Genomic DNA, 16,605 nt, shown 5'->3' with positions numbered 1-16,605 from the left:
TCCACCGGCTGATCATTTCGGGGTTGCTCTCCTGCCCGTGGACGGTCGGCCGCTGGGGGCAACAGGTTGAGGGTGTGCGGTAGCCGCCGTGCGCGGGTCGCGGCCTGTCCGAGGGGTTGTGCGGGGTCGGGAGCGGTTGGTGGCGCTGTCGCCGGTGGCCGTCGGGCCGTCGCGGTGCGGGATCTTGTGGCGGTCAGGCCGCCGGGCGCGGCGGTGGGGAGTGGACGGCCTCGAACAGGGCGGTGAAGGCGTCGCGCCAGGGCCAGTGCTCGGGCAGATGCACCGTCAATTTGGTGCGCGCGGTGCGCGCGAGCCGGGCCGGGACGTGGACCAGGTGGGCGCGCAGGGTCGCTGTGGTGGCCTTGGCGTGGAAGACCGAGGTCAGCGCACCGGCGGCCCGCAGCAGGTTGTGCGACATCGCCCACAGGGTCAGCCACGCGGCGTTGGCCTGGAAGTTCCCGGACGGCAGGTGGGCCAGAGGCCCGGACTTCCCGTCCGCGATCACCTGCTCCACCACGGCGTGCTGCCGGTGGTGCAGTTCCGCCTGCAGCACCGCGAAGGAGCTGTCGGTGAAGACGGGGTGGTAACGCCAGGCGGTGAACAACTCGCCCTGACCCTGGGCCACTTCGGCGTTCAATCGGCGGACCCGGCGCACGATCAGCCGGGCGGTGACGTGCTCGGACTTCCTTCGGCCGGTGAAGGCGGTGTAGGGGATCTCGGCGACCTCGGCGTCGGAGACCATCTCGCCGGTGTCGGGGTCGACGAAGGCGTCCGGGTAGCGGATCGCCGTCCAGGACTCCTGCGGGATGCGGGAGATCGCGCCCGCGATGGAGGGGTTCATGCCGGTGGTCAGGGAGAATCGGGCGCCGGCCCGGCGGCAGGCGGCGACCACGTCGGCGGTGTAGAACTTGCTGTCCGCGCGGACCAGGCGGATCCCGGTGCCGCCGGTCTCCTTCGCTATGGCCAGGGCCTCGCTCACGAAGCTCTCGGCTCCGCGGACGTCGGCGGCCTTGCCGCGGCGCAGGCGGACCGCGCCGATCACGGGCCGGGCGATCGGGGTGGACAGGGTGGCCAGGATCGGGTGCAGGGTGCGCTGGCCCTTGAGGCGGCCGACCTGCGCGCCCTGCTTGGCGTGGCCGTACACGCGGCGGTGGGTGGGGTCGATGTCGATGAACATCAGTGTGTCGGCGCCGGGCAGCAGTGGGGTGCTGCGGGCCAGTCGGGCCAGGAAGTCGCGGTGAACGCGGTGGAGCTGGCGGTTGTGGCCGTGGGTGAAGGAGCGCAGGAAGGTGCCCAGGGTGGAGGGCGCGCGGACCGAGGTGAAGGCGCGGTCCATCGCGCCGTGCCGCAGCCGCGCCGCGTCGTCGATGCTGTCCGCGCCCGCGCACATCGCGCTGATCAGCGACATCACTTTGGCGGCCGGGTTGGCTCCGCCGCTGTTGTCGGCGCCCTCGATGCGGAGCGCGGACGCGGCCAGTTGCCGCAGGCCGGCCCGCTCGGCCAGCCGGACCAGCGACAGCAGCCCGGCATCGGCGATCAGGTTCGGCTCGTCGAAGACGGCGGAAACCGCTGTGGCGGCATGGCAGGATTGCATCTCGCGGATGTTCTCTCGTTCTGGCGACTTGGTTCTGTAGGAAGTCCCATCGTCCCAGGTCAGAGGGCATCCGCGTCGTTATGTCCAGGCCTCGGACAGGTCATTCATCGGTGGATTCGGGCTGAGGGGGTGTCACCGCTGTCGCACTCATATTGATCCGCCCACCGAAGTCTGCTGCCACTGGGCCCGGCGGCTTCATGCATCAGCAGGAGCCTCAAGCGGATGAATACTACGGTATGGCTGATGAGGGCAGTCAATCCGTTCTTGGGGAATTTCTGTCCGCAATACGACATAAACGCACAGACCTCGGTTGAACATGGTCTTGATGGTGTGCGTTACGATCACCTTCCACACGTGAAGGTATGCGGAAGATCGATTGGATGCGGGGGGTTCGAGTGACTGGCCTGACGACCGAGCACGTCCTCCCCCGTGACGGCGACGACGACGGCGAAGAGCCGGGCCTACCGGTCCGGGGCAAGGCGAGTTTCTCCGGTGTGAACTCGGAGACCCTGGTCATCCCGGTCCTCGACATCGGCGGAGAGCTTCCGGCGAGCGCGGTGCAGCTGCGCGAACTGCTCGCGTGGCGTCCGTCGATCCAGACCATGGTCGTGCCGTTCGTCATCGTGCTCTGCTTCCTCCTGCTCTACGACCACGGACCGCGCAGCTGGTTCAGCTGGCTGCTCACGGTCTGGTGGTCGCTCCCCGTGGTGGGGTCGCTGATCGGTGCGTGCGGTCTGCTGGCCACCCGCAGGCACATCCGGTCCATCGACAACTACTGGGGCGACCAGGCCCCCGTCGTCGACATCGACAGCCTGATCGTGGTGGTGCCCACCATCGGCCGGGAGGACACCTACCCGGCCCTGGAGCGCTCGGTCGTCTCCTACTGCCGGTACCTGCCGGGACGGTTCCCCGCGATGCGGGTGGACATCGTCACCGAGGAGGGCTGCGCCGCGACCGAGCAGATAGCCGAGCTGGCCCGCCGCTACTCCTGGGTGCGGGTGCTGGAGGTGCCCAAGGCCTACCGGACCGCCAACGGCACCCGGTTCAAGGCGCGGGCCAACCACTACGCCAACGAGGTCCGGATCGCCGAGGACGAGGCCCGCGACGACGTGTGGGTCCTGCACATGGACGACGACACCGCCGTCGGATCGGACACCGCCCTCGCCCTGGCCCGGTTCATCGTCAAGCAGCGCCGCGGCGACCGGCGCAATCCCCCGAAGCACATGGGCCAGGGAATCCTGACCTACCCGAGGGAGAACGCGCACAACAAGCTCACCTGGCTCGCCGACTCCGCGCGGCCGGCCGCGGACTTCGCCCAGTTCTCGGTGTTCACCGGGCACGGCACCCCGCTGGCCGGCGTGCACGGCGAACTCCTGGTGATGCGGGCCAACATCGAGGCCGAGATCGGCTGGGACTTCGGCCCCAAGGCGATCGTCGAGGACGCCCAGTGGGCGCTGATCTTCGCCAAGCGCTATCCGGGCCAGGCCGGCTGGTTCAACGGCCGCTGCTACGGCGCCTCCCCGGCGACCCTGCGCGACTTCGTCAAGCAGCGCGACCGCTGGGCCTGGGGACTGATCGGCCTGGCGACGAACAAGAGCATCCCGTTCCGGGAGCGCGCCATGATCGGTTACTCGGTGACCGCCTGGCTGCTGGCCCCGCTCCAGCACATCGCGGTCATCCTGCTCGTCGGTTCCTTCACCGGCACCATGAACACCAGCCCGGTCACCGACGCGGTGCTGCCGCTCTGGGCCCTCAACGTGGCCTATGCGGTCTGGACCTACTGGGAAGGGCTGAAGATCAACTGCCGGGTCTCGGTGAGCACCCGGCGCACGGAACACGAGATGATCGCCGTCCTCCTGCTGATCCCGCTCTTCTCGCTGCTGGAGTCCTGGGGTGCGATCCGCGGACTGTGGCGGTTCATCAAGCGTGAGGAGAACAAGTTTGTCGTCATCGCGAAGCCGGCTTAGCAAGGGCGGCTTTCACACGGTTCGACGCGACGCCGTCCTGCTGGTCTCCGGGCTGGCGGCGCTGTGCGGGCTCAGCGTCGTCATCGGGACCTGCTGCCGTGGGACGACTCACCGGTGACGAGCAGCCCGGCCGCGATCGCCACGCTCCGGCCGACAGCCACCCCGACGCCGACCCCGAGCCCGACGCCGACCAGCGCCAAGGGCTACCCCGGCGTCGCCAGGGTCGCCCATCCCTGGGTCCCGGGACAGACGCAACTCGGGGTGGACGTCTTCTGGGAGGCCAACCCCTCGGAGAGCGACAGGACCACTCGTTCGAAAATCGACGCCACGGTGAACGACGTGGTCCGGCTGAACGCGAACTGGATATCCATCTCCTTCCCCTTCGTCACCGGAGGGGTCAGTTCCAACAGTCTTTCCGCCGCTCACTCGATGACTCCCAGCACGGCGCGACTGAGCCTGCTGATCGCCACCGCGAAAGCCGCCGGACTGCGGGTGACGCTGCGCCCCACGCTGAACGAGGCGGCGCTGACCGCCGAGGACGCCAAGGCCTGGCGCGGGTCGATCACCCCCAGTGACCGCGGCGCCTGGTTCGCCTCGTACCGCCGCTTCCTCACGCCCTATGCCCGGTTGGCCGAACAGCAGCACGTGGACGCCTTCAACGTCAGCACGGAACTGACCTCCATGGAGAAGTACACCGCCGACTGGAAGACCCTGACCGGCGGGCTGGCGTCGATCTACAGCGGTGATCTCGTCGACAGCGTCAACTTCGACCGGATCGCCGCCGAAACGGTGCGCATTCCGAACGCCCGGTTGGGCATCGACGCGTACTTCCCGATGAAGCACGCCGACGACACGGCGACGGTCGCCGATCTGGTCAAGGGCTGGAACGCGGCGCTCGACCCGTACTCCGCCGGCAAGCTGTCCACGCTCACCTTCTCCGAGGTCGGTATCGTCCCGCAGGACGGCGCCTACAGCGCCCCGTACGTGTGGAAGGCCTCCGGTTCCCTCGATCCGCAGATCCAGGTCAACTGGGACACCGCGGCTTGCCAGGTCGCCAAGGCCCGGCACGTGGCCGGGATCTTCTGGTGGTACCTCGACCTGGAGAACTCCACCCTGGCGTCCAGCGCCAAGGTGACCGCCGCCGACCCGATGGACATCCTCAACACCCCGGCGCTCAAGGTGATCAGGAACTGCTTCGCGAACTTCTCCGCCCCGGCGGGCGGCCACTGACCGCGGTCAGGCGTGGACGTAGGTCTGCGGGCCCTGGGCGTCCACGTGGGCGCTGTCGGGGGTGTACCAGGCGACCGTCCAGGTGCCGCCGGTGGTGGCCTTGGCACTGATGCGGTAGGCACCGTGGCTGTCGGTCCTCACCCGGCCCGCCACCTGCCAGGTCCTGGCGCCCAGCGGGCGGAAGAGCAGCGTCAGATAGCTGTGGGCGACGGGTGTCCAGGGCCCGGTGGCGGCCTGCTGGGAGAGGTGGCCGCTGAAGCTGATGGAGCCGTTCTTACGGACCGTGGTGTGGTTCGGCTTGCCGCCGGTCAGCTTCGTCGCGTGGACCGTGGTGTGCACGGTGTTGCTGTAGGCGGCCGGGAAGCGGGTCGCGGCCGGCGAGTACAGCCGCCAGTAGCCGTGCGGGTTGCCGACGGTCAGGGTGACCCTCCTGTCGGCCGGGAGCGGCTTGGCCGGGATCCGGTCCACCGTGGTCCAGCCGGTCCTGCCGTTGGCGGACTGCTGCAGGTACAGGACGTTGCCGGGCACCGCGCCGTCGGTGCTGTCGGCGGTCACGGACACCGAGAGCCGTGAGTGCGCGTCGACCTTCGCCGAGGCCAGGTGCAGCGTGGCGCTCTGGACGACCGAGGCGACGTCGAAACCGGCGGACGTGCCGGTCAGGTACTCGTCCCAGCCGGCCACGTGGTCCCAGGCGTTCAGGGTCCAGTGGGTGGGGTTGTTCTCCACGGTCTGGGTGAAGGAGAAGCGGCCGTCGCCGCCCGTGGTGGCGGACTGCATCACGTCCGGGCCGGAGAGGGTGAGCGGCTGGCCGGTGGCGGGGTGCCAAGTTCCGTCCTGGGCCTGGTACTCCAGGGTTCCGCTGACGGTCGTGGGCTTCCAGGCGGCGACGTCCGAGACGCCGGTGTGGTCCAGCACGATCCGGGTCGGCTCGGTGACCGGGTCGGACGCTGCCGAAGGCCCGCAGAAGGCCATGCGGTCGATGGCGACCGACAGCGCGAGCTGCTGCCGGCCCGACGACTCCGGCATGGGATTGGAGACGGTGAAGCTGCCGTCGGCGGCCACGGTCCCGCCGCTCGTCCTGACGCCGTAGGTCCCGAACTCCAACCCGAGGGCGTACGGGCCTGCGTAGGGGGTCAGCGTTCCGTCGGGTTGCTGGACCAGGAGCTTTCCGGTGGCGGTCAGGGACTCGTTGCCGTAGCTGAGCAGGCTGGACGAGAACCGGGTGTCGACGAAGACCAGGGCGGTGCCGTCGGAGGGCCTTCCGCCGCACCACACGGCGGCGGTGACGTCCGCCGGGGTCGGGGCGGGATCGGCGGCGTACGCGGTGGCCGCCGGCAGCGCCAGGGCGGCGGTCAGCAGCGTGGTGGCGGCCACGGCGGGAAAGGGGGTGCGCATTCTCGGAATCCTATGCGGGCGACGCAACCCGGATGTGCTGCAGGCAGGCCTCCAGGGCCTCTTCGGCCGGGACCGGTACGTCCGGGGTGACCCCGACGCCTTCCCAGTTGGAGCCGGTGACCGGGCTGACGGACCGCGCCACCGAGACGGTCAGCTCCAGGTGCGGATGGACCCGGAAGCCTTCCCTGGGGTGCGCCAATCAGCCGGCTCGCGCCCGGCCCGGTGTCAGAAGAGGCCGTGCTGCGCCTCGTCGGGGGCGGACCGAGGCAGGGGACTGGTCGCCGCTGTCGTCCGTGGCCGCTGGGCCTTCGCCAGGGGCCAGCCGGCCAGCAGTCGCAGGTCCAGCAGCAGGACGCCGTCCTCGCCGGCGAGGTAGGCGTCCGGGCCGACCACCGCGACCAGGTCGCCGGCGACCGTGTCGTCCGGGGCCAAGTGGCCGACGGCGCGGTCCGGTTGGAGTGGACGGGCCCGGTCGTGGTGGTAGGCGGCCAGGTGGTCCTGGGCCGTGAACGGCAGCCGGGTCACCGTCTCCGGCCAGGCGGTGGAGGCCTGGGCGGCGTGGTGACAGGCCGCGAGTTCCGCCGCGGCCTGGCCGGGTCGGGAGGCGATGGAACGGGCGGTGACCTTGCGGGCGTGGGACATCCGGTCCGGGAGCTGAAGGGCGGCACCGAGCGCCGCTTCGGTGCGCCGGACGCCGGCGATCCGGCCCTGGCCGAGCCAGGTGTGGGCCAGGGCGCCCTGCTGAAGCAGGCGTTGCCGGCCGCGTTCGGCGGCGGTGATGCCGACCTTGACCAGGTCCGGTCCGAACCAGGCCAGATAGAGGTGGAAGGGGCGCGGGTCGTCGAGGGCGGTGTCGGCGGCGATGGAGTGGCGGCGGTCCAGGGCGGCGCAGTCCGGGCAGAGCGGGTTGGTGGTCCGTCCGGCGATTTCGGTGCGCAGCGGGCAGGCGAGGCGGCGTCCGTTGCGCCAGATGCCGACGCAGCGGCGCTCGCCGGTCACCGTGAACGCCAGCGGGCCGCCCGGCAGCGGGAGTCGCGACTCCTGTTCACCGCCGGTCGGGGAGGACCAGGTCAACGCCGGTCCGGTGGTCGCCCACCGCATCCCGGTGCAGTGCCATGCGCTCATCGGCTGGTTCGCGCTCCTCAGTCCGGCTGCTGCTCGGCTGTCGGTCGCTCGCTGCGGCGCATGAGGACCAACAGGGCTGCGGAGCCGCCCAAGGCCACCACCGTGGCAGCGGCGGCGAGCCATGACTGATGGGTGATCACGCTGGCGTAGCCCATCTCGGCGCAGGCCGTTCCCAGGAGTGAGGCGGCGGCAGCCAACCACCGTCGCCTGACCGCGCGGAATACCGTCACTCCGATGCCGAGCGTGGCGAAGAGGACCATCACTATGACCATGGCGGGATCATAGGCCCGGCGGGTACGGCCAGTTGGTGACACAGGACAGGAGCAGTGCCGTGGACCAGCTTCCGCTGTTCGGCTGGGAGGAGGCGGGGCCCGCCGCCCCGCCCGGCGGGGGCGGGTTTCGGGGGAGTCCGCAGGCGCGGCGGATGCTGGACGTGCGGGAGGTGTACGCCGAACCCGCCGCCCTCGCTTCCCCGCGCGGCCGGCAGATCCTGGCCGGGCTGCCGGGCGTCCCGGTCACCGAGGTGGCCAGCCACTGGCGCATCCCCTCCCTGCACGGCAACGAGGGCAATGTCGCCCGCTGGACCCGGGTCAAGACCGAGATCCTGGTGCTGGGCGTCCGGCAGTCCCTCAGCACCCGGCCCAACGGCAGGTCGGCGGACTGGATCGCCCCCGGCGCCGCCAACGGCTGCGCCATGGCCTGCGCCTACTGCTACGTCCCGCGCCGCAAGGGCTATGCCAACCCGATCACCCTGTTCACCAACATCGAGGCGATCACCGCGCACATCGGTCGCCATGTCCGGGCGCAGGGCCCCAAGCGGGAGCCCAACCAGTGCGACCCGCAGTCCTGGGTGTACGACATCGGCGAGAACGGCGACTGCTCCGTCGACGCCCTGGTCTGCGACAACACCGCCGACCTGATCGCCGCGTTCCGCCTGCTCCGCACCGCCAAGGCCTCGTTCGCCACCAAGTTCGTCAATCCCGACCTGCTCGGGCTGGACCCGCAGGGCCGCACCAGGGTGCGGTTCTCGCTCATGCCCGCGGACGACTCCCGGCTGCTGGACATCCGCACCAGCCCGGTCGCGGACCGTATCGCCGCCGCGGCCGACTTCCTCGACGCGGGCTACGAGGTCCACTTCAACCTCTCGCCGGTGGTGCTGCGCCCCGGCTGGCAGCGGGACTGGGGCGGGCTGCTGGCCCACCTCGACGACGTCCTCCCGGCGCGGGTGAAGCAGCAGGCAGCCGCCGAGATCATCATGCTGACCCACAACCAGCAGCTCCACGAGGTCAACCTCGGCTGGCATCCCCGGGCCGAGGACCTGCTGTGGCAGCCGGCCGCCCAGGAGGCCAAACGCTCGGAGAACGGCGCCCTCAATGTCCGCTATGCCCGTGGCATCAAGCACGACGCCCTGGTCCGGCTGCGGGAGCTGATTGCGGCCCACGCGCCGTGGCTGCGGGTGAGGTACGCGTTCTGAACCGGGCCACGACTGGGGGGCGGGGGCCTGCGGTCGCTGAAAAGGGGCGTGGGAGACTCATGGGTATGCTCCCTCCACCGACTCACGGCCTGACCGCTGCGGCGCCGATCCTGCTGGCGCTCGGCGACGGCCAGACGGTGACCTCGGGTGCGTTGCTGCTGGCCGTCCCGATCGCGATGCTGGCCGGCCTGGTCTCGTTCTTCTCCCCCTGCGTGCTGCCGCTGGTGCCGGGCTACCTCTCGTATGTCACCGGGTTCTCGGCCGTCGACCTGGCCGACGCCGAGGGGCGCCGGCGCGGGCGGATGCTGCTGGGGGCCGTGCTGTTCATCGCCGGCTTCACCGCGGTCTTTGTTTCCGAGGGCGCGCTTTTCGGGTATTTCGGCCGTCAACTGCTGGCGCACCAGCGCATGATCGACCTGGTGACCGGCGGTCTGACGATTCTGATGGGCCTCGCGTTCATGGGATTCGTGCCCGGCTTCACCCAGCGTGAATTGCGCACGCACCGCAAGCCCATGGTCGGACTGATCGGCGCGCCGGTCCTGGGCATCGTCTTCGGTATCGGCTGGACGCCCTGTATCGGGCCGACGCTCTCCGCCGCCCTGAGCCTGTCCGCCGATCAGGCCAGTGCCGGCCGGGGCGCGCTGCTGACCGCTGTCTACTGCCTCGGCCTCGGGGTTCCCTTCATCGTGGCGGCCGTGGCCTTTCGGCGGGCGCTCGGTGCGTTCAGCTGGGTCAAGGGCCACTACCAGGCGGTGATGCGCATCGGCGGCGGAATGCTGGTGATGGTCGGAATTCTGCTCATCACCGGCTGGTGGGCCCAACTCGTCTACCAGTTGCAGATTCATTTCCCCGCACCCTCGCTGGGGATCTGAGCCAACCGATTTCGCCCGGCCTCGGTTTCGCCCGGCCTCAGTCGGCCGCCAATTCGTCGGTGGCCTGCCGTCCCGCGTCGACGGTGCGGCGCAGGAAATCGGCCAGCAGCGTGAGTTCGGCGTCCGAGTAGTCGTCGCAGATCGCCTCCATCGAGCCGGTCATCCCCGCGTAGAGCTGGAACAGCTCGGCGCTGCGGTCGCGGAGGGCGCGGACCAGGACGGCCCGGCGGTCGGCGGGGTCGCGGTCGCGGGCGATCCAGCCGCCGCGTTCCAGCCGGTCCAGGATGCCGGTCATGGTGGCGGGGTGCAGCCCGGCGCGGCGGGCGAGGGCGCTGGGGCTGAGCGGACCGTGCCGGCTGATCAGGTCCAGGCAGTCCACGTCGACCTCCTTGAGCTTCAGCCTGGCGCCGACCTGGTTGTTCAGCAGGGAGAGCTGAACGCTCAGCTCACGCAGCGACTCCCGGACCGAGGTCTGCAGCCGCCGGTGGTGCCGTGGATCCGCTCCGTCTTCAGATACTACGAAACTCATATGATATCGTCCTCATAACTTATGGCCTACGAGGCCAGGGTATCCGGCGCGAGCCGGATCCCGGAGAGGGCACGTCATGATGCTGATCACCGGTGCGACGGGGAACGTGGGGCGCGAGGCCCTGAAACTGCTGCTGGAGCGCGGTACCGGGGCGACGGCGGTGACCCGGGACCCGGCCGCGGCCGCGGCCCGGCTGCCGGACGGCGTCCAGGTGCTGGGGGCCGATCCGTCCGATCCGACCACGCTGGCGCCGGCCCTGCGCGGGGTCGAGGCGATCCTGCTCAGCCCGCGTGCGGTCGGGGACGCCACCGCCGAGCTGCTGGCGCTGGCCGCCGCGAACGGGGTGCGGCGGGTGGTGGTGCTGTCGGCCGTCACCGTGGAGTACGGCGGCGGGTACCAGCGCTTCGCCCAGGGCTTCCGGGCGGTCGAGGACGCGGCCAGGGCGTCCGGACTGCGCTGGACCTTTCTGCGGTGCAGCGACTTCAGCGCCAACGCCCTGGCCTGGGCTCCGCAGATCCGCGGGACCGGAGTGGTCCGGGGCGCTTACGGCGACGCCGCCACCTCGGCGATCCATGAACGGGACGTCGCCGCCGTCGCGGTCCGGGCGTTGACCGAGGACACCCACGCCGAGCGGGCCTATGCGCTCACCGGCCCGCGCCCGCTGAACCAGCGGGACAAGGTCCGGCTGATCGGCGCGGCCGTCGGCAGGGACCTGAGCTGGGAGGAGGTCGCCCCGGAGCAGGTCAGGGCGGCGATGCTGGCCCAGGGCCTCAGCGAGGACGTGCCGGACCGGCTGCTCGGCTACCTGGCCGAGTGCCGACGGCGCCCCGGGCCCTCCACCGACACCGTCGAGCGGCTCCTGGGCCGTCCCGCGCTCGGCTTCGCCGACTGGGCGGCCGACCACGCCGCCGCCTTCCAGCAGGCCGCCGCCTTCCAGCAGTAGGAGTAGCAGCCATGACCGACACCATCGACTTCACCATGATGTACGTGACCCACCACGCCTTCCGGCGCGACCTGGACCGGTTCGCCGAGGCCGCGGCCGCCGGCCGGGCGGACACCCCGGAGGTACGGGCCGGCTGGGAGAACTTCAAGGCCCAGCTGCACCTCCACCACACCGTCGAGGACACGGTGCTCTGGCCCCGCCTGCTCGGCGCCGTCACCGACCCGCGCGACCTGGTGCTGCTGGAGCAGATGGAGGCGGAGCACGCGCAGATCGATCCGCTGCTGGCGGCCGTCGACAAGGCCCTGGCCGACGGGTCCAGCGGCCCCGCCGGCCCCGGTGCTCTGGCCGGGCCGCTGCGGGAGCTCACGGTGGCGCTGGTCGCCCACCTGGAGCACGAGGAGACGAGCACCCTCCCGCTGATCCAGTCCGCGCTGACCCGGGCGGACTGGCGCGCCTTCGCCGGGGAGATGCGCCGCCGCCAGGGGGTCAAGGGCGCGGCGGTCTACGTTCCTTGGATCCTCGACGGCGCTCCGGCGGCCGAGCGGCGACAGTTCCTCAAGGCCCTGCCGGCTCCGGTCGGCTACCTCAACCGGCTGCTGTGGCAGCCCCGTTACAGCAGGCGCCAGCTCTGGAACCCGGTGGGCGCGGGGCGGTGACGGCACCGCCGCAGCGTCAACTTGCTTGCGGGGTCTCCAGGTTTGACGTCTCCAGGTTCAGCAGCAGTGACTTCGCGGCGGGGCCGCCGGCGTAGCCGCCGAGGGTGCCGTCGGTGCGGACGACGCGGTGGCAGGGGACGACGACGGGCAGCGGGTTGGTCGCGCAGGCCGAGCCGACGGCGCGGACCGCCCTGGGGTTGCCGACCAGCCGGGCGACCTCGCCGTAGCTCTGGGTCTGCCCGTAAGCGATCTCGGGGAGGTGGCGCTGCACCAGCTGCCGGAACCCGCTGGAGAGCGACAGGTCCAGCGCCAGGTCGAAGCTGGTCCTGGACCGGGCGAAGTACTGGTCGATCTCCCGGGCCGCCTGCTCCAGCCGCCGCGGAGCGCGCAGGACGCGCGGGCTCAGCCTGGTCGCCAGCGTCTCCAGGACCTTGTCGTGGTCCTCGACCTGGTAGGCCACGCGGACGAGTCCGCGGGGGGTCGAGGCGAGCAGCAGCCGACCGACCGGGGTGTCGATGGTGGTGTACGCCACGTCGAGGAGCCCGTCGCGGGCGGCGGCCTGCTCCAGCCTGCGGTGCAGCCGTTCGAGCGCGCCGGGTTCGGCGGAGGCCCGGGCGAGCAGGGCAGTTTCGTCGTTCATGGGGTTGCTCCTTTCGCGTATGCGTCGGGGACGGTGGTCCGCAGGGCTTTGATCCCGTCGGAGGCGGCTCTGCGGGCCGCCTCCGCGGTGCCGCCGATGATCTCGGCGACGTCCTTGTAGGGCAGGCCGGCGAAGTGGTGGTACGCGACGGCCTGCCGCTGCTTAGTGGGCAGCGCCTTGACGGCGTCCCACAGGTCGTGGTCGGCGGACTCCGGCAGGCCGATCGCCGAGGGCTGCTCGGGCAGGGTCTCCACCGGGAGCGGGCGTCGCTGCTGGCCGCGGACCAGGTCGATGGCCTTGCGGTGGGCGATGGTCACCAGCCAGGCCTGCAGATTGGCGTCCGCCGGGAGGTCCGGGTAGGCGCGCATCGCGGCCAGGAAGGTCTCCGACCAGGCGTCGTCGGCGTCGTGGACGCCGACCACCGCCCGGCACACCCGGAGCACGGTGTCGCCGTGCTCGGACACCACCTGTTCGAAAGGCTGCTTCATCACCCTCCTGTTCGACCGGGCTGTCAGAACAGCTTGGCGGCCCTGGCCGACTCGGGCTCCTCCAACTCGAGCAGGAACTGCTTGCGTTCCAGCCCGCCGGCGTAGCCGGTCAGCTTGCCGTTCTTTCCCACCACGCGGTGGCAGGGCACGATGATGGAGATCGGGTTGTGGCCGTTGGCCTGGCCCACCGCCTGGGCCAGGGCCTTGTCGCCGAGCCGTTCGGCGAGCTCACCGTAGGTGGTGGTCTCGCCGTAGGGGATCTCCCGCAGCATGGCCCAGACCCGCTCCTGGAGCGGGTTGCCCTGGGTGGCGGTGGGGAGGTCGAAGGCGGTCCGGTCCCCGGCCAGGTACTCGGTCAGCTGGGTCCGTACCGCTTCCAGCAGGGCGTCGCCCTGGACCTCGACCCTCGGGCCGATGCTGTCGGCGGGAGGCAGGTACCAGTGGTGCGAGAAGTAGAGGCCGACGACGGCCTGGTCCGAGGCCACCACGGTGACCGCGCCCAGCACGGTGTCGACGAGCGCGTGACGTGAGTCCATGATCGGGAGCCCTCCTCTGCGGCAGTGTTTCTGCTGCTGCTGGGAAGACGCGCGGCAGCGGCGGAACGTGAGGTCAGATTTCGGGCTGCGGCGCCGGGGCCGGCGCCGCGGCCCAGTGCACCAGGGTCGCGGGCACCCGGCCGCACAGCGGCCGGCCCTTGGCGTCGGTGAGCGGGAGTCGGGCGACCAGCCCGCCGGAGCGCAGCGCTGCGGCCAGGGTGTCGGCCGGGACGGCGTCGAGCATCAGCTTGGCGCGGCGGAACATGCTGAACTCCCCGGCGGGATCGACCGATCCCCAGGACAGGTAGAGGAAGCGTCCGCCGAGCCGGTTCTGCACGTAGGGGCCGCTGAGTTCGGTGCCGGCGGGTGTGGCCACGGCCGTGCACGGCACCGTCCACCGGGCTGACGGGGCGTCACCCGGGTGCAGGTCCAGCAGTTCGCCGGGCCGGTCCTTGCGCTGCAGGCCGACGTGGATGTTGTCGGCGCCGGGGAAGTCGGGGCCGGCCGCGCATGAGCGTCCGGGCAGTTCGGTGGCTTCGACACGGATCTCCATGCCCCCATCATCCGCCCGCGGAGTAGTCTCGGCCGACGTGACCGCCTCCGACGCCGCTCGTCAGACCCGTCCCGACGACGACCTGTACTACCGGATGGTGGCGAACACCTTCGTCACCCTGTTCTGGCGACGGGAGCTCTTCGACGAGAGCACCGCTCTCTTCCGTGAGCACCGCTACGCGGTGGTGGTGCTGGACGCCTCCGGCTGGGCCGGTGACGCCGACCTGCACCGGGACATCGCCGCCGCGCTGGACTTCCCGGACTACTACGGCGCCAATCTGGACGCGCTCAACGACTGCCTGCGGGACGTGGGGTCCCGCGACTACGGGGTGCCCGAGGACGCGGCGGGCTTTGTCCTCGGCTTCACCGGCTACCAGGCGTTCGCCCGGGCCAGCCCCAGATCCGCCCAGATCGTGCTGGACCTGCTGGCCGACCATGCCCGGCGCGCGGCGATCTTCGGGCAGCGGATGCTCTGCCTGGTCCAGAGCGAGGACCCGGACATCCGCTTCGAGCCGGTCGGTGGCACGCCGGTGATGTGGAACCGGGCCGAGTGGCTGGACGCCCGCCGCAGGCCGGAGTCCCGGTAGCCGGGTCCTGGTAGCCGGCAGCGCGCGCGACGCCGCCGACCGCTCAGCCGGCGTCCGGCACCGCGCGCAGGCGGATCTCGACGGTGAGGCCCCCGTCGGGATTGGCGGCGGCGGTGAGGGCGGCCTGGTGCGCCGAGGCGATGGAGCGGGCGATGGACAGGCCCAGTCCGTGGCCGGGGCCGTGCAGCCGGTCGCGGTCCAGCCGGCGGAAGGGCTCGAAGAGGTCGGGGACGCGCTCCGGCAGCACCACCGGACCGCTGTTGCAGATGCTGAGGCGGTCGGCCGTGACGGTGACCTCGACCTCGCCGCCGGGATGGTTGTACTGCAGCGCGTTGCGCACCAGGTTGGACAGCAGGTGCTTGAGCAGGACCGGATCCCCGTCGAGGCCGGCCGGCTGGAGCAGGGTGCGCACGGCGATGCCGCGGTCCTCGGCGACCGGGCGCAGCTCGGCCAGCACGGCGGCGGCGACCAGGTCCAGCCGCACCGGCTCGGTGCGGTCCAGGCCCCGGTCGCTGCGGGCCAGCAGCAGCAGGGCGGCGATGAGGTGCTCGGCGTCCCTGTTGACGGCCAGCAGGTCCTCGCGGACCTCGTGCAGGTTCGCCGGGAGCGGGTCGGCGAGGCCGACCTCGATGCTGGCGCGCTGGACCGCCAGCGGCGTGCGCAGCTCGTGGGAGGCGTTGGCCACGAACCGGCGCTGGCTGTCGAAGGCCCGGTCCAGTCGTTGCAGCATGGTGTCGAAGGTGTCGGCGAGTTCGCGGAGTTCGTCGTGGGGGCCGGTGCTGGCCATCCGCTCGTGCAGGTTCTCCTCGCTGATCCGGCGCGCGGTCTCGGTGACCCGGCGGACCGGGCGCACCGCGCGTCCGGCGAGCCACCAGCCCATCGCGCTGCCGGCCAGGGCCATCACCAGGAGGCCGAGGCCGGACCAGAGCAGCATCTGGTGCAGGGCGGCGTTCTTGACCTGGTCGGCGAGGCTGATCGCGATCGGTTGCCGGCTGCCGTTCGCGGCCGGGGCAGTGGTACCGGACCAGGGCTGGGCGGGGCCGGCCGAGGTGGCGGGCTGGGACCGGCCCAGGTCGGTGGCGCCGACGATGGCGTGCAGCGTCTGCACGGTGCCGTGTGCGGCGAGGGTGATCACCAGGGCCAGCAGGGCGGCGGTGGCCAGGGTGAACCACAGCGAGATGGCGGCCGCGAGACGGGCCCGGAACGGGAGCCTGGCCAGCGGGGATCTCAGCACAGCCGGTAGCCGCTTCCGTCGTCGGCGGACACGGCGTCGGTGTCGCCGAGCTTGCGGCGCAACCGGCTGACCGTGGCCCGGACCGCGCCGGTGCGGGCGTCCATGTGCTCGTCCCAGATCCGGTGCAGCAGGTCGCGGTGGGTGACCGGCTCACCGCGGGCCTCCAGCAGGGCCTGCAGCACGGCGAACTCCTTGGGGGTGAGGTCGAGCGGCGTGCCGTCGACGGACGCCTGCCGACGGGCCCGGTCCAGGGTGATCCCGCGGTGGCGCAGGATCTGCGGGGCCGGCCCGGGCACGCGCCGGGACAGCGCGCGGATCCTGGCGACCAGCTCGGCGAACTCGAAGGGCTTGGCGAGGTAGTCGTCGGCGCCCAGGTCCAGGCCGTGCACCCGGTCCTCGACGGTGCCGGCCGCGGTGAGCATCAGGATCCGGGGCGGGTCGGCCAGTTCGGCCAGCCGTCGGCACACCTCGTCACCGGACATCACCGGCAGGTCCCGGTCGAGGACGAGCACGTCGTAGTCGTTGAACAGGCACATCCGCTCGGCCACGTCACCGGAGGCGGCCAGGTCGACGGCCATGGCCTGCCGGCGCAGACCGGTGGCGATGGTCCTGGCCAGCACATGGTGGTCCTCGGCGATCAGCACTCTCAACGGGGGGTCCTTGCCTGTTTTTGCTCCGGTGCGTCCTGCCAGACAAACACAGGGCCGATTGCAGCCGCATAAGCGACACCGCCGACCCGGCCGCCGACGGTCTTATCCGCCTGTAAGGGGCGCCCTGCTTCGC

Annotated in this window: 19 protein-coding genes; 7 read left to right on the top strand and 12 right to left on the bottom strand. The window is 71.4% G+C overall.

Annotated features, from left to right (window positions below):
* Window positions 1-193 precede the first annotated feature (193 nt).
* The gene (locus ACXKR8_RS23785) at window positions 194-1,594 is read right to left on the bottom strand and encodes an IS1380 family transposase (RefSeq protein ID WP_458266600.1); all 1,401 of its coding nucleotides are present in this window, start codon (window positions 1,592-1,594) and stop codon (window positions 194-196) included.
* Window positions 1,595-1,989: 395 nt separating this feature from the next.
* Here ACXKR8_RS23785 and ACXKR8_RS23780 point away from each other — a divergent pair, with 395 nt between their 5' ends.
* Together ACXKR8_RS23780 and ACXKR8_RS23775 are read left to right on the top strand one after the other, a co-directional pair.
* Window positions 1,990-3,561: a glycosyltransferase family 2 protein gene (locus ACXKR8_RS23780; RefSeq protein ID WP_458266599.1), complete on the top strand. Its 1,572-nt coding sequence runs from the start codon at window positions 1,990-1,992 to the stop codon at window positions 3,559-3,561.
* Window positions 3,562-3,675: 114 nt separating this feature from the next.
* Window positions 3,676-4,791: a glycoside hydrolase family 113 gene (locus tag ACXKR8_RS23775; RefSeq protein ID WP_462099826.1), complete on the top strand. Its 1,116-nt coding sequence runs from the start codon at window positions 3,676-3,678 to the stop codon at window positions 4,789-4,791.
* Window positions 4,792-4,797: 6 nt separating this feature from the next.
* Here ACXKR8_RS23775 and ACXKR8_RS23770 read toward each other — a convergent pair whose 3' ends face one another.
* Genes ACXKR8_RS23770 through ACXKR8_RS23755 form a run of 4 tightly spaced genes read right to left on the bottom strand, consistent with a single transcriptional unit; the run spans window position 4,798 to window position 7,583 of the window.
* Complete coding sequence (locus tag ACXKR8_RS23770; RefSeq protein ID WP_458274890.1) at window positions 4,798-6,186, bottom strand: hypothetical protein; 1,389 nt, start codon at window positions 6,184-6,186, stop codon at window positions 4,798-4,800.
* A 10-nt stretch (window positions 6,187-6,196) separates the two neighbouring features.
* The gene (locus ACXKR8_RS23765) at window positions 6,197-6,385 is read right to left on the bottom strand and encodes a hypothetical protein (RefSeq protein WP_458274889.1); all 189 of its coding nucleotides are present in this window, start codon (window positions 6,383-6,385) and stop codon (window positions 6,197-6,199) included.
* A 26-nt stretch (window positions 6,386-6,411) separates the two neighbouring features.
* Complete coding sequence (locus ACXKR8_RS23760) at window positions 6,412-7,311, bottom strand: DUF2797 domain-containing protein (RefSeq protein ID WP_458274888.1); 900 nt, start codon at window positions 7,309-7,311, stop codon at window positions 6,412-6,414.
* A gap of 17 nt (window positions 7,312-7,328) precedes the next feature.
* On the bottom strand, window positions 7,329-7,583 hold the full coding sequence (locus ACXKR8_RS23755) for a hypothetical protein (protein WP_458274887.1): 255 nt from the start codon (window positions 7,581-7,583) through the stop codon (window positions 7,329-7,331).
* A gap of 59 nt (window positions 7,584-7,642) precedes the next feature.
* Here ACXKR8_RS23755 and ACXKR8_RS23750 point away from each other — a divergent pair, with 59 nt between their 5' ends.
* Window positions 7,643-8,785 (top strand): spore photoproduct lyase family protein, encoded by a 1,143-nt coding sequence (locus ACXKR8_RS23750; protein ID WP_458274886.1) that lies wholly within the window; start codon window positions 7,643-7,645, stop codon window positions 8,783-8,785.
* Window positions 8,786-8,850: 65 nt separating this feature from the next.
* Entirely contained in the window at window positions 8,851-9,657 is an 807-nt protein-coding gene (locus ACXKR8_RS23745; RefSeq protein ID WP_458274885.1) for a cytochrome c biogenesis CcdA family protein, read from the top strand.
* A gap of 37 nt (window positions 9,658-9,694) precedes the next feature.
* Here ACXKR8_RS23745 and ACXKR8_RS23740 read toward each other — a convergent pair whose 3' ends face one another.
* A complete protein-coding gene (locus tag ACXKR8_RS23740; RefSeq protein ID WP_458274884.1) occupies window positions 9,695-10,186 on the bottom strand; it encodes a MarR family transcriptional regulator in 492 nt (163 codons plus the stop codon).
* Window positions 10,187-10,262: 76 nt separating this feature from the next.
* Between ACXKR8_RS23740 and ACXKR8_RS23735 the strand changes: the two genes are divergently transcribed.
* A complete protein-coding gene (locus ACXKR8_RS23735) occupies window positions 10,263-11,129 on the top strand; it encodes an NAD(P)H-binding protein (protein WP_458274883.1) in 867 nt (288 codons plus the stop codon).
* An 11-nt stretch (window positions 11,130-11,140) separates the two neighbouring features.
* Entirely contained in the window at window positions 11,141-11,785 is a 645-nt protein-coding gene (locus ACXKR8_RS23730; RefSeq protein ID WP_458274882.1) for a hemerythrin domain-containing protein, read from the top strand.
* Window positions 11,786-11,801: 16 nt separating this feature from the next.
* On the opposite strand, the gene ACXKR8_RS23725 is transcribed toward ACXKR8_RS23730, so the two are convergent.
* The 4 genes from ACXKR8_RS23725 to ACXKR8_RS23710 all read right to left on the bottom strand — a co-directional run bounded on the left by ACXKR8_RS23725 (window position 11,802) and on the right by ACXKR8_RS23710 (window position 14,002).
* Window positions 11,802-12,425, bottom strand: coding sequence for a methylated-DNA--[protein]-cysteine S-methyltransferase (locus tag ACXKR8_RS23725; RefSeq protein WP_458274881.1), 624 nt, complete (start codon window positions 12,423-12,425; stop codon window positions 11,802-11,804).
* Complete coding sequence (locus tag ACXKR8_RS23720; protein WP_458274880.1) at window positions 12,422-12,913, bottom strand: RNA polymerase sigma factor; 492 nt, start codon at window positions 12,911-12,913, stop codon at window positions 12,422-12,424. Before ACXKR8_RS23720 ends, ACXKR8_RS23725 begins: the two co-directional genes overlap by 4 nt.
* A 23-nt stretch (window positions 12,914-12,936) precedes the next feature.
* The gene (locus ACXKR8_RS23715) at window positions 12,937-13,449 is read right to left on the bottom strand and encodes a methylated-DNA--[protein]-cysteine S-methyltransferase (RefSeq protein WP_458274879.1); all 513 of its coding nucleotides are present in this window, start codon (window positions 13,447-13,449) and stop codon (window positions 12,937-12,939) included.
* Between the two features lie 73 nt (window positions 13,450-13,522).
* Window positions 13,523-14,002, bottom strand: coding sequence for a DUF5990 family protein (locus tag ACXKR8_RS23710; RefSeq protein WP_458274878.1), 480 nt, complete (start codon window positions 14,000-14,002; stop codon window positions 13,523-13,525).
* On the opposite strand from ACXKR8_RS23710, the gene ACXKR8_RS23705 reads away from it, so the two are divergent.
* The gene (locus ACXKR8_RS23705) at window positions 14,001-14,588 is read left to right on the top strand and encodes a barstar family protein (RefSeq protein ID WP_458274877.1); all 588 of its coding nucleotides are present in this window, start codon (window positions 14,001-14,003) and stop codon (window positions 14,586-14,588) included. The genes ACXKR8_RS23710 and ACXKR8_RS23705 overlap by 2 nt on opposite strands.
* Before the next feature lie 43 nt (window positions 14,589-14,631).
* On the opposite strand, the gene ACXKR8_RS23700 is transcribed toward ACXKR8_RS23705, so the two are convergent.
* Both ACXKR8_RS23700 and ACXKR8_RS23695 read right to left on the bottom strand, forming a co-directional pair.
* A complete protein-coding gene (locus tag ACXKR8_RS23700; protein WP_458274876.1) occupies window positions 14,632-15,822 on the bottom strand; it encodes a sensor histidine kinase in 1,191 nt (396 codons plus the stop codon).
* Window positions 15,816-16,472: a response regulator transcription factor gene (locus ACXKR8_RS23695; RefSeq protein ID WP_458274875.1), complete on the bottom strand. Its 657-nt coding sequence runs from the start codon at window positions 16,470-16,472 to the stop codon at window positions 15,816-15,818. The genes ACXKR8_RS23700 and ACXKR8_RS23695 overlap by 7 nt, the downstream gene beginning before the upstream one ends.
* Window positions 16,473-16,605 lie beyond the last annotated feature (133 nt).

This window comes from Streptacidiphilus sp. PAMC 29251 (assembly GCF_054208735.2).
The sequence above is the reverse complement of the archived record's forward strand: the minus strand, read 5'-3'. Positions and strand labels throughout refer to the sequence as shown.

Excerpts from the sequence above, each read along its gene's own strand:
- ACXKR8_RS23770 (WP_458274890.1), bottom strand. The coding sequence starts at position 6,186 with ATGCGCACCCCCTTTCCCGCCGTGGCCGCCACCACGCTGCTGACCGCC.
- ACXKR8_RS23725 (WP_458274881.1), bottom strand. The coding sequence starts at position 12,425 with ATGAACGACGAAACTGCCCTGCTCGCCCGGGCCTCCGCCGAACCCGGC.
- ACXKR8_RS23755 (WP_458274887.1), bottom strand. The coding sequence starts at position 7,583 with ATGGTCATAGTGATGGTCCTCTTCGCCACGCTCGGCATCGGAGTGACG.
- ACXKR8_RS23720 (WP_458274880.1), bottom strand. The coding sequence starts at position 12,913 with ATGAAGCAGCCTTTCGAACAGGTGGTGTCCGAGCACGGCGACACCGTG.
- ACXKR8_RS23785 (WP_458266600.1), bottom strand. The coding sequence starts at position 1,594 with ATGCAATCCTGCCATGCCGCCACAGCGGTTTCCGCCGTCTTCGACGAG.
- ACXKR8_RS23710 (WP_458274878.1), bottom strand. The coding sequence starts at position 14,002 with ATGGAGATCCGTGTCGAAGCCACCGAACTGCCCGGACGCTCATGCGCG.
- ACXKR8_RS23740 (WP_458274884.1), bottom strand. The coding sequence starts at position 10,186 with ATGAGTTTCGTAGTATCTGAAGACGGAGCGGATCCACGGCACCACCGG.
- ACXKR8_RS23745 (WP_458274885.1), top strand. The coding sequence starts at position 8,851 with ATGCTCCCTCCACCGACTCACGGCCTGACCGCTGCGGCGCCGATCCTG.
- ACXKR8_RS23705 (WP_458274877.1), top strand. The coding sequence starts at position 14,001 with ATGCCCCCATCATCCGCCCGCGGAGTAGTCTCGGCCGACGTGACCGCC.
- ACXKR8_RS23715 (WP_458274879.1), bottom strand. The coding sequence starts at position 13,449 with ATGGACTCACGTCACGCGCTCGTCGACACCGTGCTGGGCGCGGTCACC.
- ACXKR8_RS23760 (WP_458274888.1), bottom strand. The coding sequence starts at position 7,311 with ATGAGCGCATGGCACTGCACCGGGATGCGGTGGGCGACCACCGGACCG.
- ACXKR8_RS23735 (WP_458274883.1), top strand. The coding sequence starts at position 10,263 with ATGATGCTGATCACCGGTGCGACGGGGAACGTGGGGCGCGAGGCCCTG.
- ACXKR8_RS23730 (WP_458274882.1), top strand. The coding sequence starts at position 11,141 with ATGACCGACACCATCGACTTCACCATGATGTACGTGACCCACCACGCC.